This window comes from Variovorax sp. Varisp53 (genome assembly GCF_059491555.1).
This window is the reverse complement of sequence record NZ_CP168512.1, coordinates 5050090-5066411: the sequence shown is the minus strand read 5'-3', so window position 1 is coordinate 5066411 and position 16322 is coordinate 5050090. Positions and strand designations below refer to the sequence as shown.

At 62.2% G+C, this 16322-nt stretch carries 9 protein-coding genes and 2 pseudogenes; 4 read left to right on the top strand and 7 right to left on the bottom strand.

Annotated elements, in window-relative coordinates; all coding sequences use genetic code 11:
* Positions 1–2 precede the first annotated feature (2 nt).
* From ACEOAB_RS23715 to ACEOAB_RS23700, 4 genes and pseudogenes are all read right to left on the bottom strand, one after another.
* Entirely contained in the window at positions 3–1679 is a 1677-nt protein-coding gene (locus tag ACEOAB_RS23715; RefSeq protein ID WP_413747655.1) for a DUF262 domain-containing protein, read from the bottom strand.
* Between the two features lie 12 nt (positions 1680–1691).
* Positions 1692–6698 carry an Eco57I restriction-modification methylase domain-containing protein gene (locus ACEOAB_RS23710; RefSeq protein WP_413747656.1) on the bottom strand — a complete coding sequence of 1669 codons (5007 nt, stop codon included), beginning with the start codon at positions 6696–6698 and terminating at the stop codon, positions 1692–1694.
* 27 nt (positions 6699–6725) lie between these two features.
* Complete coding sequence (locus tag ACEOAB_RS23705; RefSeq protein ID WP_495653148.1) at positions 6726–9647, bottom strand: DEAD/DEAH box helicase; 2922 nt, start codon at positions 9645–9647, stop codon at positions 6726–6728.
* A gap of 460 nt (positions 9648–10107) precedes the next feature.
* Positions 10108–10287: pseudogene (locus ACEOAB_RS23700) on the bottom strand (IS481 family transposase); the annotation flags it as partial.
* A 147-nt stretch (positions 10288–10434) separates the two neighbouring features.
* Here ACEOAB_RS23700 and ACEOAB_RS23695 point away from each other — a divergent pair.
* From ACEOAB_RS23695 to ACEOAB_RS23680, 4 genes and pseudogenes are all read left to right on the top strand, one after another.
* Positions 10435–10977 (top strand): annotated as a pseudogene (locus ACEOAB_RS23695) (hypothetical protein); the annotation flags it as partial.
* Between the two features lie 155 nt (positions 10978–11132).
* Complete coding sequence (locus ACEOAB_RS23690) at positions 11133–11435, top strand: helicase-related protein (RefSeq protein ID WP_413747658.1); 303 nt, start codon at positions 11133–11135, stop codon at positions 11433–11435.
* A gap of 195 nt (positions 11436–11630) precedes the next feature.
* Positions 11631–12515, top strand: a complete 885-nt coding sequence (locus tag ACEOAB_RS23685; protein ID WP_413747659.1) for a restriction endonuclease — start codon at positions 11631–11633, stop codon at positions 12513–12515.
* 19 nt (positions 12516–12534) lie between these two features.
* Complete coding sequence (locus ACEOAB_RS23680) at positions 12535–12978, top strand: DUF4124 domain-containing protein (RefSeq protein ID WP_413747660.1); 444 nt, start codon at positions 12535–12537, stop codon at positions 12976–12978.
* Positions 12979–13241: 263 nt separating this feature from the next.
* On the opposite strand, the gene ACEOAB_RS23675 is transcribed toward ACEOAB_RS23680, so the two are convergent.
* The 3 genes from ACEOAB_RS23675 to ACEOAB_RS23665 form a co-directional block, all read right to left on the bottom strand.
* Complete coding sequence (locus tag ACEOAB_RS23675) at positions 13242–14438, bottom strand: HNH endonuclease (protein ID WP_413747661.1); 1197 nt, start codon at positions 14436–14438, stop codon at positions 13242–13244.
* A 247-nt stretch (positions 14439–14685) separates the two neighbouring features.
* Positions 14686–14943: a hypothetical protein gene (locus tag ACEOAB_RS23670; protein ID WP_413747662.1), complete on the bottom strand. Its 258-nt coding sequence runs from the start codon at positions 14941–14943 to the stop codon at positions 14686–14688.
* A gap of 133 nt (positions 14944–15076) precedes the next feature.
* Positions 15077–16207, bottom strand: a complete 1131-nt coding sequence (locus tag ACEOAB_RS23665) for a hypothetical protein (protein WP_413747663.1) — start codon at positions 16205–16207, stop codon at positions 15077–15079.
* Positions 16208–16322 lie beyond the last annotated feature (115 nt).

The following is a 16322-nucleotide window of genomic DNA, read 5'->3' as shown; positions in this document are numbered from 1 at the left end:
GGTCAGGTGGCAACAGATTCCGACTTCGACACCAGCGTCAAGCCGTACAACAACTGCAATTGCTCCCGCATTCTGGCTTCGCGGTCTGACAGGAAAACCCGGTAGTCGCTCCAGATTGGCGAGTCGCTTGCAGGGATGAAGTCGTACTTGTCCCAGTACTTGCGACCATCGTCACTGCTGAAGAACTCCTGTGGATGCCGAGCTCGCTTGTAGTTGTTCACCTCGTCAGGCACTGGCTGGAAATTCCACAGAGTGTCGACACAGGTCCGATAGTCCTCATCGCCACCCTCCAGATTCAGCGGGAAGATGTGGTCGACCTGAGGTTTGCGCTCGTGGAACACGTAAGCACGACGCGGCATCAATACTTTTGCGGCAAACCAGCGCTGGCTTTGCAGCTGGAAGTCATGCAGCTCCGGCGTGCGGTTCTTCTCCACTGCCACCTTCTGTATGGCATCGAATGGGAACGGCAGGCCAGCCATGCCAGCTTCCATGGCTAGTCGCGCGAAGGCGTTGACCATGGTCTGTGTATTCCAGTCGCAGAACTGCGACAACAGGAAATAGCGATGGATCAACTCCAGCTCATTTTGCGTCAATGCGCGGATACGCCACTCGTGACGAGCGCGCTTGCGCGCTACCAGAAATGCAGCGATGGGCAGTACGGCAAGCCATCGTGGAACGATGGAAGCATGGTTGATGTGGAACAGCCCCGACAGGTAGCACTGGAAAACTTCGGCCAATGCGTCGGCATCCTGCACCAGCGCGCTTTGAAACGCCGCCACATCCGATGTCGTCATCCGCTCTTCGTCGATGCGGATGGTTTTTTTGACCATCAGGTGAATGAACTGCAGGATGCTCGTCGAGGAAAACTCGATCCCCCCGCTCACGGACCTGATCCGCTCAGCCAGCTTCCACAGCCCTTCTTCGTAGTCCGACTGCACGGCCTTGATCTTGCCAAGCACCAGTTCCAGCTGCGTCAGTGCCATGCCACCAGTGTTCAGCCGCCGGAAGATCTCGTTGACCTCGGCAGCCGTCTCGGCTTGCACTGAGAAGTAGGCAATCGACTTGACATTGGTATCCACAAAGATGTCCCACAAGGCACTGAAGTTCTCGAGGACCAAAAGCTCCTTGGACGCGTCGCCGCCGGCAGCTGCGCGCAGTCGCGACTCCAACGCCACCTTGTTTTTCGGCGTGCAGGCTGTGGTGGCCAGTTCGCTCAACCGCAGGTACGCCACTTCCGCCGGAGAGTCCGAATCACGGAACAGAAAGCCAGTTTCGTCCGACTCGGCCGTTGCGACATCGAAAAGCACATTGAAGTGCAAGACCCGGCTGTTGAAGCTGTGGTACAGCACGGAGAACAGCGTCTGGAGCCGCTGCTGACCGTCGTACACCAGCGACTTGGCAGCACCCCAACGTCCTTTGTCGACCTGATGGGCATAGTGTCTTGGCTTGTAGTTCTCGACGAAAGCACGATACGGCACGGTCGCAGTCGTCTCCCACAGCACCACGCCACCAATGGGATAGCGTTTGACCAAGGAATCGAGCAGCAGGCACACATAGTCTTCCGACTCGTGACGGTCGCCCCAGACATATTGCCGCTGCACCTGTGGAAGAAACCAACCACCCAATGGTGCGTTGAGCTTGTTCAGCGCTTCGCGAACAGAGATTCCGGCGTATGACAAAGGGAGGCCCTTTCAGTTTGGCAAAGGATCGGTGGCGGCCCGCACCGCGAAATGCGCCCATGCCACGCGGTAATCGGCCTCGCGGTCGGCTAGGGCGTAGGGGGCGATGTACTGGATCTGGCGGTCTTGCGGCGGGCTGGGCTGGGTGCTATCGCGCACCGTGCGGGTGACGACGGTGCCGTCGGGTACACGGGGCTGGCCGTCGGCGCCGGGAAGCAGGTCGTCCCAGCCCAGGCGGCGGGTCTCGGTGCGGCCGTCGGGGTAGTGCACCGTACAGGGGGCGTCGTTGCGGCCGGCCTTGCGCGGCAGGCCTACGCCGACAAGGCCCTTGCTGGCGGTGAAGACGATGCGACCACGTACGTCGTACCAGGTGTCGCGCTCGTACTGGCGCATCACGGGGAACTGCACGCGGTAGATGGTGAGCAGTTCGTCCAGCGTGAGGCCCAGGGCCTGGGCGGCGAGCACGTCGATTTCAACCAGGGCCTGGCGGCGGGCGTAGTCGGTGCGCAGCGCGTTGTGGCGTTGCCAGTGGGGGGTGAGTTGGGCGAAGAAGGTGGCGGACAGACGGGGATCGGCGGCTGCCCATCGCTCGCCCTGGAACGCGGCCTGCCACTCGCTGGCCCAGAGCGGCGCCGAGTGTGTGGTCAAGCAGTTCAGTGCCAAGGTGCGTACGGCGAGAGCGGGGGTGCCTGGCAGCAGAGGCATCAGGCTGGCAGTGGCGTCTCGAAAGTCTTTTTTTCCAGAGACACGCACAAAGAAGTCAAACGGCAGCGAAGCCCAATAACCTGCGGCTGGCACCAGTTCTCGTGAGTCCTTCATAACAATGGAGAAGACCCCATCGATGTGCGCAAATCCTGGCGGCAAGAGCACTGGCCGCACTGATCGCTCGTCTCCAGGATGCGCGCCGCGCCGGCATGCGACACGGGTATAGGCGGTAACGGCCTTGGGCTCGGCGTCATCGGCCTCGTGCCAACCGACGCGAGGAACACGCGCGAGATAGGCTGTATGCCCCAGCGCTGGCGGAACGAAGTTGCTGCGAGGGAGATAACTGTCTGGCAACGTAGCCAAGTCGATCACGTCGTAATGGCTGTTCTGCGTGCAAACCGCTCTTGGCGTCTTGTTAAGAGGGTTACCGACAAACAAGTGCGGGCCGGACAGTACGAATTCACCCGGCGCTGAAACGAATCCGGTCTGCCGGCGAAGGACGCCAATCCGCTGAGATAGAGTTTCGTCAAAGCCAATGACCGGCGCGTAGTCCACGCCAAGATCGCCAAGCCGGCGGGGAACTTGGCCAATCTTGCCCAGCACCGAAGCCAGTTCTCGGGTGTGGACCACAGGTAAGCGAGCCTGCTCTGGAGGCGTTCCTGGCGCGTCATACAGCTTTGCAAAAGTCGCGAGTACCGAAGCATCGACGCTGATGACGCGACTCGCATGCCCGTCAATGTTCCAACCGCCTCCGTCGCGCTTGATGCCAGGCGTCGCACCTCCTCCACTATGGATAAGACTCGCGACTATCGTGCTCGGCGCGAATAAATTGGCCGTGTGGCGAAACTCAATCGAATCTTTCACCTGACCGTAAAGATTTATGCTGAACTTTGTGTTGTGGTGGACTTCGGCGAAAAGAGTCAGCTGGTTCTCAAATTGGTAGTGGGTGCGCAAGCGTGGGTAGATCGCTGCACGCAATGCGCCGCCACTACTATCGTCGTACACCCCTTCCGGATGCAGGAGCCCTTGAATGCCTCCGCCGATTCGCCATACAACTGGCAAGAAGCACTTGTACAGATTGGCCTTCTGCCCCAGCAGCAATGGATAGTTCTGCACTGCATTCAAGAACGCCGCCATCCCTTCGGTGGCTACACATTCAGCAACGTAGTCGCCCTGCACAGAGGGTGACTCAGCAAACACGGCCCCACGCTGGTCCGCCGTCTCCTTCGCACCTAGCCTGCGGATCGCAAACCGCGGATCGAAATCAGACAACAGAGCCTGCTCGTTCCACTCCACTTTGATCCACGGCGGATTGCCCAGCACTAAGTCGAAACCCTTGCGCGCCCGGAACTGGTCGGCGAACTCCAGCTCCCAATGGAAGAAGCGCTGCTGCCCCGCCACCCGTTGCGCTGCCTGCAGCGCGGGCAGCGCGGCCACCAGGGCGTCGATGTCCACCTGGCCATACCGGTCGCGCTCAGGCGTGAAGTCCAGCGCCGTCTGCGGCAGCGTCTCGGGGAACATGTCGCCCCCCAGCGGCGGCTCCACCAGCGGTGCGTTTCCCAACAGCAGAGTCTCCAGCACGAACCACCATTCCTCGCGCGTTGGCAGGTGGTCAGCTGCGTCCAGCGGCCAAAACCACAGCGCGCACCACAGGTCCATGGCCAGCTTCAGGCGCCGGTAAGGGGATGCGTTCTTGACCTGCTCGGACAACATCTCGCGCTGGTACGTGGCATCTTTCTGCGCGGTGCTGGTGGGCGCGCGGTTGGGGGCCGGGTCAGGCCACACATGCAGATCGTCGCTGGTGGCCTTGCGCACACGGGCCAGCTCCAACGCGTGTTGTTGCCATAGGGCTTCAGCGGCGGTGCTCAAGCTTTGCACGCGGCGCACCTCGTCGGGCGTGAGGGCGGCGCAGAAGGTCTTGCGCCACTTCTTGAAGGCCTCCACTGCCGCCGGCTCCAGCGCCTTGACCACCTTGTCGCTGCAATTGGCCATGCCGTCGGCCGGCAGCAGGAAGTGGAAAACGTCCGTCTGGACCGGCGTGCCGGTCATGGCCACGGCTCGCGGTATGGCGGCCCGCCAGTCGCGCTCCGGCATGCCGTTCTCACCCCGGCCTGGGCTGAGCTGGGCGGTGCTAAACACATCGCGCCGCGCGCCCACCAGTGAATTGCCGCTGCGCAACTGCATACCGAACCAGGGCACGTGGCTGCCCTTGAAGATGGCATTGAGCCACAGCGAGACTTCGGCCAGCTCCACGGCCACGGGGTTCAGGTCCACGCCGAAGACGTTGCGGTCGGCGATGTACATCTTGACCCGCTGCTTTTCCTCGGTGTAGCGGTCGTGGGCAATGGTCTGGCCCAGCTCTTTCTGCTTGGCCTGTAGGTAGGCCTCGGCCAACTGGTTGATGGCTTCGTTCAAAAAGGCGGCGCTGCCCATAGCGGGCTCGCAGACGGTGAGCTGCAGGATGGCGTCGGCATTGGAGCACGCCGGCAGCAGCTCCTTGAGCGCGTGTTCAACCAGGCATTGGGTCAGCACCTCGGGCGTGTAGTAGCTGGCGGATTTTTCGCGTGCGCGGCCGGCCAAACGGTAGATGAAAGTGCCCTTCTTGTACTGGCGAGGCTCGCCGCCGAACAGGCGCTCGGCGTCCGTGTAGTTGGCGATCTGGCCCGCGGGCACGAAGTAGGCGGCGGCCAGCGCGTCGATTTCGGCGTCTCTCCTTCGTTCGGCGGAGCTGGGGCCAGGCGCTGCTGCGTCTTCTGCGGGTGGTGTGTCGTGCGCGGTGTCGGCTGCGTCGGTTTCATCCGCTTCGGCATATGCGTCGCCCTCCGCATCCGAATCGTCGGGCGCTGTGTCCTTCTTGCGCTGCGGGTCGGGCCGCACTTCGTACAGGTCTTCCTCGGCGAAGAAGCCGCGAAACGACAGCAGCGACTCGTACACCGCGCCAAGCTGGTTGATGCCCAGCGTGGCGTAGCTGATGCGGCCCCTGCTGCCCTTGCCACCTTGGCGCGACAACGACATGAGCTGCACCACGCGCTGCAGCACACGGTTGCGCAGCTTCACGCTGCCCAGCAGCGGCGTGTGCTGCGGGTCGAACAGATGGCCTTGCAACGGGGCGATGGTGAAGCCGGTGTCCAGCACCAGGTCGGGGCTGGCCAGCAGTTCCTCTTGGGCGGCGGCCTGCGTATCGCGGTGCGGAAAGCCCTGCCAAATCAGGCCGAAGAGCTGCTGCAGGCTGTCGTGGAAGTAGGTGCCATCCTGCGCCTCGGTGGTGGTGAGCGGTTTGTCGACCAGCTCACGCAGATGCTCCAGGCTGTAGCCCTTGAGATAGGTCTCGGCAGTGATGGGCGCGTAGCCCAGATCAGGCCTGGCCTCGATGTAGAACAGGAACAGCAGCCGGTACATGGTGCGCAGGCACTCGCGGCTGAGCTGGTCGGCCAGGTCGGTGTCGTTGCGGTCGAAGACCTTCTGCTTGGCGACCTCGCGCTTGTAGCGGATGGTCTCGTTGCCGATGAGTTCGATGCATTCGCGCAGCGCGTACTTGAGGTCGGTGGAGACCTCGAAGGCGTGTTTGTGCGAGCTGTCGTCTAGCCTGTCGAGCAATGCGGTGCCACCGTCGCCAGGCAACACGGATGCAGCGCCGGCCAGAGCGGCGAAGGCGCGGAACTGGCGCTCGTCGCGCGGGCCGAACAGCTCGGGCAGGTGGAAGCTGAGCATCGCCTTGCGGCCCCACTTGCTGCGTTCGATGAGCAGCCAGTTGTCGTGATGTACCAGCAGCACCCAGCGCGGCGGGGTGTCGTCACTGAAGATGGACTTGGTGAGGGAGTCTTCCCAGTCCACCATGGAGGCAGCGGTGGCACGGGCGGGTTTGCCATCGGGCTGTACAGCGGGCAGCGGCAGGCATTGCAGGGGGCTGGCGTCATCGTCGCCCGGGGTGGGCACTGCCACGGCGATCACCAGCAGCGGGTGGGCTTTGGCATCGCGGTAGACGGCCAACACAGGCAGGCCGGCATCGGTGGGAGCACCAGCCAGCGGCAAGGTTTCGGGCGCGATGTCGTAACCCAAAGCCTGCAGCAGGGGATGGGCCAGATCGATCAGTAGCGGCAGGCGGTCGGCGGCCTTGCGCTCGGCCAGCATGCGTTCACGTGCGCGGAAGTAGGCCGCACCGCCTGCGCCGCGCAGGCGGGCCACGGGGCTGGCAGCCCCCTGCGCCTTCCACTGCTCGAACAGGGGTTTGAGATCGCGCTCGACGATGTCGTCGAGGTAGTGCTGACTGTAGAAGGCGTTGACGTTGTCCAGCCCGGTGATGGCGAAGCTCATGGTGGCTTTTTCGAAGGGGCAGGAAGGTCAGGCAGCCAGCACAGCGACGATGGTGAGCTGGGCGCGGTCGTCCAGCTCCAGCGTGTCGCGGATCCACTGCTGGGTGCTCTGGAATAGGTCGATGGTTTCGCTCTCGCGTTGCTTGCGGCGCGTGGCGTTGACCTGTTCGATGCCACGCGCGAAGTCCAGCTCCAGCTGCACCAAGTGCTTGCGCTGTAGCGCTTGCAGCTTGTCAAGTTCGCGGCCCATGCGTGCGCGGCAATCGGCGTCGAAGGCTTGCTTGAGGGGTTGCAGGTGGGCTTGCGCCTTGGCCACCACGGCGGGCAGCGCGGCCTGAATATGGGCCACATCCATCGGCTGGCCATCGTTGGCCAGGGGCGTATCGGCTAGACCGGTGGTCTGCAGCACGGCAGGCAGGCCGAGCACGTCGCCGGGCCTGCCGTGGGCGTCGACGGGAACACCCAGCCAGTGGGTCAACATGGTCTGGCCGCGCCGGTTCGGGGCCTGGGCCAGGACCAGCACGATGGCGGCGCCAGGCGTCAACCCTTTCGCCACGCGAACAACCGGGGCGCTGAGACGCTTGAACAGGCCCATGAGTTTCAGGTCCAGCCACTGCACGATGGGGTGCAGCGGCCACAGATAGTGCAGTTGCGGCCAGGTGTTGCTGTCGCGCGCCTGGGCAATGGCCGTTTGCACCAGGGCCTGGTCGGCGCTCATGGCGAACTGATTGTCGGCGGGCCACATCTCACTGGCCAACTCGCGCCGCAGCAGTGGGGCCAGATCGGCGTTGGGTTGGAAGCTGAGCGTGCGGGTGGCGTCGTCGCCCTGCACAGGGTGGTGGCTGCGCGGAGCGTCATGGCGCAGCCAGGTGCGCGCGTCGCGCACGTAGCGGTAGTCGTCGGCGAACAGGCTGGGGAGCTTGGCGGTGGGTGCGGTGGTGGGCGCGGGCGCGTAGGGCGGCGTGGTAGTGCCGGGTTTTTCCAGCGTATCGTGCAGTGTGGCGTCATGCACGGCCGGCACGGTACTGGTCTGAGCGGCGGCCCACAGGGCCTCGAACGGGTCCACGTCGCCCTGGGCCAGTTGGGCGGCAAATGCTTCGGCAGTGATGTTGGCCTGCATGGCGCTGGCCACGTGCGCGACTTCCAGCTCTTCGTCGTACAGGCCCATGAAGGCGCTGGGGTCACCGATGTTGCGGGCTGCCTGTTCGTCCTTGTCGATCAAGATTTCCAAGTAGCGCAAGTCGCCCCGGATGCGCGTGTGCCGTGGCTCGGTGAGCAGGTAGCCGATGCGCGCCGCGCGCAGCTGACCATAACGGTCGACGCGGCCGTTGCGCTGCTGGAAGACCATCAGTGACCAGGAAATGTCGAAGTGGATGAGCCGGTGCGCCTGGTAATGCAGATTCAGGCCTTCGGACGCCACGTCGGACGCGATCAGCAGACGCAGCGGACTGTGTGCGCTGCCGAAGTCCTTGACGGTGGTCTGGATCTCCACGTCGGGCAACTGGCCGTGCAGCACGGCCACGGCGGAGGCCGGCAGGTCCAGCGCAGCGGACAGTTCGGCCTGCAGGAACTTCAGCGTCTCGATGCGTTCGGTGAACAGCACCAGGCGGTCGGCCGGGTCCCGGCCGGTCCATTGCCAGTGCTTGCCGGTGCGCAACTGCTCCAGCAAGTGTTGGAACTTGCTGAACTGTGCAGGGGCGATGGCGGCGACCAGCGCCTGAAGCTCTTGCAGCGCACCGATGTCGGGATGCGCGGCGTCGCGGGCGTGCAGCTTGCGCAGCCGCTCTTTCAGCGTCTGCAGGCAAGCGGCGGGTGAGGAAAACAGCGCCTTTTCGATGGTAGTGCGCACTAGCATTGCGCCATCGCGCGGCTGGCCGGCGTCGGAGGCCAGGCGCAGCTCGCCCAGGCAATCGAAGGCAGCGTTCTCGGCGGCGCTGGCCTCGCGCGGCAGGCGGAAGACCTCGCGCTCGGGGAAGTCCTGCCGCATCTGGTCTTTCACGTCCTTCTTGAAACGGCGCACGAACAGGTGGGCCACATCGTCGCGCGTGTAGTCGGCACCCGGCGGTAGCACCGTGGGGTCGAGCATGCGCATCAGGCTGGCGAAGCTGTCGCGCTTGCCGTTGTGCGGCGTCGCGGTAAGCAGCACCAGGGCGTCGGACCGGGTGGCCAGCAGACCGGCCAGGCGATTGCTCTGCGTGCGATTGCCCTTGTAGGAAACGTTGTGGGCCTCGTCGATGATGATCAGGTCCCACCAGGCCTTTTCCAGATAGTGGCGGTATTCGCTGTCGCGCTTGAGCGTGTCGACCGAGATGATGGTGCGGTCGAAGTGGTTGAAGGGGTTGTGGTTGGACGGAATCTCGCGCCGGATGCGCTGGATGCCGGCCGAGTCCAGCCGTGTGAGGGCGATGGTGAAGCGACTCCAGAACTCCTGCTGGAACTGCAACATCATGCTTTTGGTGGTGACCACCAGCACGCGCCGGGCACGGCCACGGCGCATGAGTTCGGCGGTGAGGATGCCAGCCTCCAGTGTCTTGCCCAAACCCACGGTGTCGGCGATTAGCAGACGAGGCCGCAACTGGCGCAGCACCTGGTGCGCGGGCACGAGTTGGAAAGGCAAGGTGTCCATCACGGCGTGCTGGCCCTGGACGACGGACTCTATGGTGTCGCCGCCCTGCACCGCCGATTGACGCAGCCGCGCCTCGATGGCAAGGCGCGTGGCGATGAACTGGGGCGAGTCGTCGGCCACCAGCTCGGTCTTGCCGGGGTCGATGAGGGTGACTTGTTCGAGGTGCGACAGGAATAAGGCACGGTGGTTACGCACCGTCTCGGAGATGCCGATGCAGCTGAGCTGCCAGCCGCCGAGCTGGCAGACATCGGCGTTCTGGATGATCCACTCCTCGTCGCGGATCAGCGCGCGGGCGCCGGGCGCGGGGGGATGCTGCAGATGCATTATTGCTAACCTATTTGCTTTGGGCTCCAGGAACCTAGCCCAACAGTTTGCCCTTCAATGTAGGAATGTAACAAAGCCGAGCCAGCTTACCGCTCACGGGCTTTCGTCGTGTAGCTTCGATGCTCACAAAACCCGGGACTTCGGCTCGTAGGAGGCTGGGTGCCTCTGCCAATCGTCAGAACGTGTCGTGGTGGAAGTTCGAATCGGATCTTCGTGCTAGAAGAGATTCGAGAGACTGCTTAGCGTTCGAAAGCGTGAACACCGCCGCAGTTCACGAGTGCCAGCAACCGCTGCGCAGCTGCCTTTCGATAGGCCGGCTTAGACTGGTTGCGAGCGTTCAGATTCGCGGGGAAGGCGGCGGCTGTAGCGCAAAGCTGCATTCGTGGTCTGCTCTAGTGATGGCCGGGACTGTGTGAAGCTGCCGACGTCGGGAATGCTGGCCCCGGGTGCGCCATCGACGTGAGTCGCGTCGGTTGCCTGTGACGCGGTGGCTGGGCCGCACGATGCGCCCGAGCTTCTTGGTGTCGATGTGAAGCAGATCCCCGGGTGCCTCATGCTTGTAGCGCACGACGGCCTCGAGGGGCTCAAGATCGCTCATCTTGGACATACTCGCTCGTGCCAGAACGCGGCTGACCGTGGATGTCGGCCAGCTGAATCTTGAACTTCGGTGCGTAGAGCTGGCATGGACCTCTTGATGGCATGACCTTCTCCTGGTTGAAGGCCCGGTCAGCGTATCAGGTCAAATTTGCCCGTTGGTCCAGCCGGAGGGGTTTGCTCTAGCCAACACATGGGGTCCAGCAGCGCCACGGAGGAGGCCTTGGTGGGAGGCTTTTCTTGCCGTCGCCGCAGGTTGCCGGGTGAGCAGGCCAACGGAAAGCCGCAGATGCTCAGCTCGGCTGCATGGGCCGCCGCCGCTGAAGTGGCTGCATTCGGCCGCCGCAAGCCGGAAGACCACACCCAACACTTTCACGAGCTTGCGTGGGGACGGATCCGGCGCTTGGCCGACCGGGCGGGCGCACTGTATGCAACGCCCTACCTAGAGACTACCTACGTCGTGACCCCTGACACCTTGCGGATGCCTCTGTCGAAGCAAGACACACCGTTCGGCCGTGTCCTGACGGTCGCGCCGACGTTTGATGGTACGCCCGACGGGTGGTTGACAGCCTTCGACGGTTTCAATTCGGTCCAGCCGCACTATGACCTGACCAGGGGCGAGGGGCGGGTTCGAGTCGTCATCTCTGAGCCGGTACGCAAGGCGCTATCCAGGGCTCTCTCTGAATGCAGAGGAGCTCTTCTTGCGGACGACATGGGCTTGGGGAAGACGCTCCAGCTATTGAGCGTCATGGCTTGGTACTACGAGGCGAATCCAGCTGCAGCTCCTTCCGTGAGCCGTATTGCCTGCCAGGCACGAAGTTCCTTGTTGACAAGTTCGGACGCGAAGTCCATTTGCAGAACTCGCCAAAGCTTGGATGGCTGCTTGCTCGTTTGGCCGACGTCAAGCAGGCGAACGAGAAGGCCATCATCTTCACCGAGCTTCGCGAAGCCCAAGCCGCTCTTTACTACTTCCTCAAGGAGACGCTCGGAATTCGTCCGTTCATCATCAACGGTCACACGCTGGGTCGACAAGGTTTCATCAACAAGTTCTCAGAAAAACCTGGGTTCGACGTGATCATCTTGTCGACTTTGGCTGCTGGCGCGGGGGTGAATGTCACGGCGGCAAACCACGTATTCCATTTCACCCGGGCGTGGAATCCAAAGAGTCTCAGGCGACGGGTCGGGCTTACCTAACTGATCCAGAAGAGCGCTAAATGGACGGTATGTGCATCCGCACATGATCTGCATTTCCTGAATGCAACAGGCCGCGTGGCGGGCCCACGCTCGTCGCTGATGACTCGGCCAAAGCGTTACGAAGCCGGTACAGTACCGGCGGTACCAACAGATCGTTTGTCGCGGAGCGATCTGCAACAAGAAAATCGGCTGCCAATGGAGGGAATCTTGGCTAGAAAGAAGACGAGTCCTGCAGAGGATCTGATGGATCTGGTGTCCTTGCTGCCGTGGTGGGCCGGCGTGGTCCTGGCAGTGATCAGCTACGTGCTTTTGCACCGGCTGGCGGTCCCCCCAGCGGTCGCCTCGCTCCAGACGGGCCAGGTCGGTGATTTGATCGTCCGCTCGATGGGGGCGGTGCTGGCTGGCTTCGGCCAGTATGTGGTGCCGCTGATCTGCCTCAGTGGTGCGGGAGTCTCGGCGTGGCGACGTCATCGACGCCGAACGCTGATCTCGAATACCGCACAGGCGAGGGGAGCCGACGTGCTTGATGGCATGTCGTGGCGTGAGTTCGAGATGTTGGTCGGCGAGGCCTTTCGTCTGCAAGGCTTCAGCGTCTTCGAAACCGGTGGTGGCGGAGCCGACGGTGGCGTGGACCTCGTGCTCTCGAAGGGAACAGAAAAATTCCTCGTCCAGTGCAAGCAGTGGAAGGCCTACAAGGTCGGGGTCGACGTGGTGCGTGAGCTGTACGGCGTGATGGCGGCGAAGGGAGCGACAGGTGGATTCGTGGTGACTTCCGGCAGCTTCAGCGAGGATGCCAAGGCCTTTGCCGATGGCCGCAACGTCAAGCTCGTGGATGGGCATCGACTGTTCGGGCTGATCAAACAAGCACGGCAATCGCTGTCCTCGCGTATCGAAACCGCCGACAGGGTCCCCCCTGTCGAGCCACCCATTGCACCCGGCGGCGCGCCCAGCCGAGCCGCGTGCCCTGCATGCGGCTCGGCGATGGTCAAGCGCACCGCCAAGAAGGGTGCGAATGCTGGCGGGCAGTTTTGGGGGTGTTCTCAGTATCCGTCGTGCCGGGGTGTCCGGCCGATAGCTTGACGTGGGTTCCAGCTGCACCATGAGCCGGCTGGTCGCCCTCTCATGTCTTTGCGCTTCTTGCATTGCATCAGCGGCGCCACTGGTCTACCGCTGCGAGACGGATGGTCGTGTCGCCTACTCGGATGCTCCTTGCGTGGGCGCCAAAGTCATTGACGCGACGCCGAACCAGGGCGTGGACAAAATGTCGGGGCAGTCTCGCAAGGGAGCAGAAGTGCAGCGCGCAGAGACGAACAATGCGTTTGACGACGCTCTGAAGCCGTTGACCGGGAAGTCGCGTGGCGAGATGGAGGTGCTACGCCATCGAGTGCGGCTGCCGCCTCAGGATCAAGCGGAATGCGCACGGCTTGACCGCCAAATGCCTGTGCTCGAAGGCGGAACTAGCACTTCGGACGCCAAGGCACGAGCAGAGGCAGAAGTAAGGCTCTATCAGATTCGCAAGAGATTCTTCGATCTCAAATGCTGATCTGCAAGGCGACGCGTCCATGCTCGACATGCGACGGCAATGCGGCGTTAACCTGGGATTTCAGCAGTTTCACGCTTATGGCCAACCGCCGGTAATTGGGCGTCTACGTGCCTTTGGTTATCGTATCTTGGGAGAACGGCCGCCCACACGCCCTTGGTGGGGGCACAGTTGCAACCCAGTCCGGCGCACCATGCGTGCAGCGAGCGGCTTCATCAATGTGTCGTGAGACCGGCTATTGCCGTGTGGTTCAGTCTGTGCCGTGTCTAGCGCTCCGGCACTCTCGTGGGTGGCATTGCACCTGCAATGGGTTGTAGGTCGGCACCGGTCGACTGTACCTGCACGCTACTGGCCTGCCGAAGTCTGTCTCTCAGCTCGTCAACTCCTAGCGCCGGGGTTCTGCGGTGGAGCATCGCGTGGCAGTTCGGGCACACGGGGCGCAGGTCTTCGATAGGGTCAAGCTCATATGCCTCTCCGATCTCCGACAGCGGTTTCACGTGATGAACGTGGATGAAGTCCATGCCCAACTCGCCGTAGACGTCGGCGAAGTCGAATGTGCACACAGCGCAGGTCCAGCCCCACCTGCCGATGCATTTAAGGCGCGCGCCGCGGTCGCGCTCGTACACTTTGACCTGCCTAACCTTGGGGGTCCCTTCGACTACCTTGTCGCCTGTCGCGGCTTGTTGAGGCGCTGCGGCGGTCGGCGTGTAAAACTCCCATACCACCTTCACGGGCGCTTGGTCATACACCTGAAAAGGTTTGGCGACGCCAGCGAAAGTGAAAGGATCGCGATCAGCAAGTCGAAAGAAGATATAGACATAGCCGTGGGACAACAACAGCCGCTGAATCTGTTCGTGGCCCAGCCGTGACGGCCCCTTACCGAACCACACCAGTCGATCGCCCTCAAAGTGGTTTTGGTAGTCGTGTCCTGTTCTACCGGGGGCTCCAACGTTGCAGAAGACAAACCAGTCGCCATCGTGCTCGGCGTACCCTGTAAACCAAGGGCCGCCCTTTGGCTCCTGGGCGAACCCTAGGATTCTGAACACGTCCGATCTGGCGTAGTTGCTACCGAGCTCGAACGGAAAAGGTGAGCGCCGAGCTCTATCCTGGCCCGCACCGATGTCTGGCCCATCCATGGTGGGCGCTTTGGGCAGTGTCGGCTCGTAGCCAGCGCGCCTCAGCACCTTTTCTGCCATCTGCACCAGCTGAGGATCGAAGTACGCTCGCCATTGGCTTTCGACAACCAGTGCTTCCACACTCAGGTCTAGACGCCCAGCCTCCCACAGGCGGGTGAAGCCATCCGACGCGCCGCTCTTTGCAATTAAGTCGAGCGCGGTCTGGTATCCGCCCTTTGACTCGAGCATCCGAAGGAAGTGACCAGGCCAAGGCTTTACGACTCGGAAGGCTTCGTTCGCCTTGTCACGCAGAAATGTAGTGAATAGCTCATCTTGAGTCGCTGTCATTGACATTGGGTATGCCTTCACTCCTGTATTCGTTAAACCACCGTGTGGTCATCCGCCTCATGGGATTGATCGGCGCGGTGAAAAAGATGGCGCAACTCTAGCGTGGCCGGCCCGTCCGAAGAGATCAGCAGCGACAGTCCTCGACCGACGCTGTATGGACCCTGCGGGCCGCCGCCCCAATTCTGTTTCTAGTGGTGTGAGTAAGCGCCGCCCCATCCGACGCTCTGGTTCAATGAGGCGTTTACGCTTACTTCTTCTTCGTGATGCGCCCATCCAAGAACGTAATGAGGTCGTCCCGCTTGAAGGGCGCCTTGCCCGGATATTGCTCAAGTGCGCCAGTGATGACGTCTCTGCCGGCGTTGTCCAGCGTATAGCCACGACTCTGAAGATAGTGGTCAATGAAATACTCGACCTCGTATCTTTCGGTCATGGAAACATAGATTCGGTCTATCTTGCCGATGTATCTCTTGTTGTCGTGATTCGACCAGTCGCCCAGTTTTGCCATTGCATCGCTCCAGTTAAAAGTTGATGGGAAGGAGCGGTGTTTTTGATGTCACCGCTATCACGGGGGGGAGATACCTAGGCCTACGACCGCCCTTGACGCCCTGCTACGTGACGCCTTCTGGGGATCGGCGAAGCTACCGCGGGCAAACCGCGCCGCTGGTGGCCTTGCAGCTGAGCGCCTGGCTCTCTATCAGCCGGTTCGTGCAGGCGGCATTCTTGCTAGCCAGCCACGCCGACCCCTTCTCATAGCGTCGTTGGTCGGCCGCCAGCTCATAGAGGTTGTCGGCCAGAGTCTGCATGCCATGCTTGGCAATCACATTGCTCGACTCATTGAGCGGGAAGCGCAGTTCCTGTACATGGCGTTCGGGCGCAAAGAAGACCTTATGGAAGATGCGCAGGTTTACCAGCACCTCGTTTGTCTCGTAAACGCGCAGAATCCGCGCCTCTGCTCCATGGTCGACGCCGAGGGACGCGAGCTCAGCCGTCGTGCACGCGCATGCCTGCGCTTGCTGCTCGGGATCGACGTCAGCGAATCCGGTAACTGACGTGGGGTCGAACACAATCGCCTGTTCGACGCGGTTAGGGAAGGCGTAGAGAGCGTGCTGAGCTAGGCCACCGCCGAGCGAGTGCCCTGTAGCGACGAAGCGCGGCTTGCGTTCGCCTTTAGTCGTCGCGCGCTGGTCGAAAGTTTCAATAATCTTCTGCATGTGAGCACGAGCGCGGGAGTATTGGTTGTCACTGTTAAAGAAACGCGTAAACCACCAGCCGTTGGCGTGCGCCCAGTCACCATCGCCGGACGTGCCGCGGAAAACCACTGCTACCAAGGTTTGGTTATCCAATTTTCGCTGCCAGATGTGTAGCATCAGCCCCTGGTCGTCCTCACAGCCAGGCAGTGAAGGATTAGCGGGGGAAACAGCTCCTATAGACTCGTCTTGCGTCCATGACGACGCCGCGTCTGTTGTACTTGCCAGCATCTCTCTCAGCTTCTCCGCACGGTCCGCACTGACCCGCACAGGGTTCCCCGCGTCGTTGCAGCCTGGGCGCATGTAGTACGCGTAGGCTGACATGAGCGCATATGGCAACAAACGGCCGGCTACTTCATCAGGGCGCGAGAGCAGCGCGCGGTGGTGGGATGTGCGGATGCGCGCAGTCCCGGGCGTGTTGTTGCCTAGGACCTTCACGTCGTCGTCCTCACAAGGCTCCATTGCCAAGTGGGTGCAACTGGCCGTGGCAAGAGCGAAGACCATAAATACGCACTTGAGCATGATGGCGGGCGGTATTAGGTGCATCCTTCCTCCTAGCATTCTTGGCGGCGTCATGGCAGCTAGCAGCATTTCAAGCAAGCGAGTGGCCGACAAGCTGCCTATGGTCAATGCTCGT

Excerpts from the sequence above, each read along its gene's own strand:
- ACEOAB_RS23710 (WP_413747656.1), bottom strand. The coding sequence starts at position 6,698 with ATGAGCTTCGCCATCACCGGGCTGGACAACGTCAACGCCTTCTACAGT.
- ACEOAB_RS23705 (WP_495653148.1), bottom strand. The coding sequence starts at position 9,647 with ATGCATCTGCAGCATCCCCCCGCGCCCGGCGCCCGCGCGCTGATCCGC.
- ACEOAB_RS23685 (WP_413747659.1), top strand. The coding sequence starts at position 11,631 with ATGGAGGGAATCTTGGCTAGAAAGAAGACGAGTCCTGCAGAGGATCTG.
- ACEOAB_RS23680 (WP_413747660.1), top strand. The coding sequence starts at position 12,535 with ATGAGCCGGCTGGTCGCCCTCTCATGTCTTTGCGCTTCTTGCATTGCA.
- ACEOAB_RS23675 (WP_413747661.1), bottom strand. The coding sequence starts at position 14,438 with ATGACAGCGACTCAAGATGAGCTATTCACTACATTTCTGCGTGACAAG.
- ACEOAB_RS23670 (WP_413747662.1), bottom strand. The coding sequence starts at position 14,943 with ATGGCAAAACTGGGCGACTGGTCGAATCACGACAACAAGAGATACATC.
- ACEOAB_RS23665 (WP_413747663.1), bottom strand. The coding sequence starts at position 16,207 with ATGCTCAAGTGCGTATTTATGGTCTTCGCTCTTGCCACGGCCAGTTGC.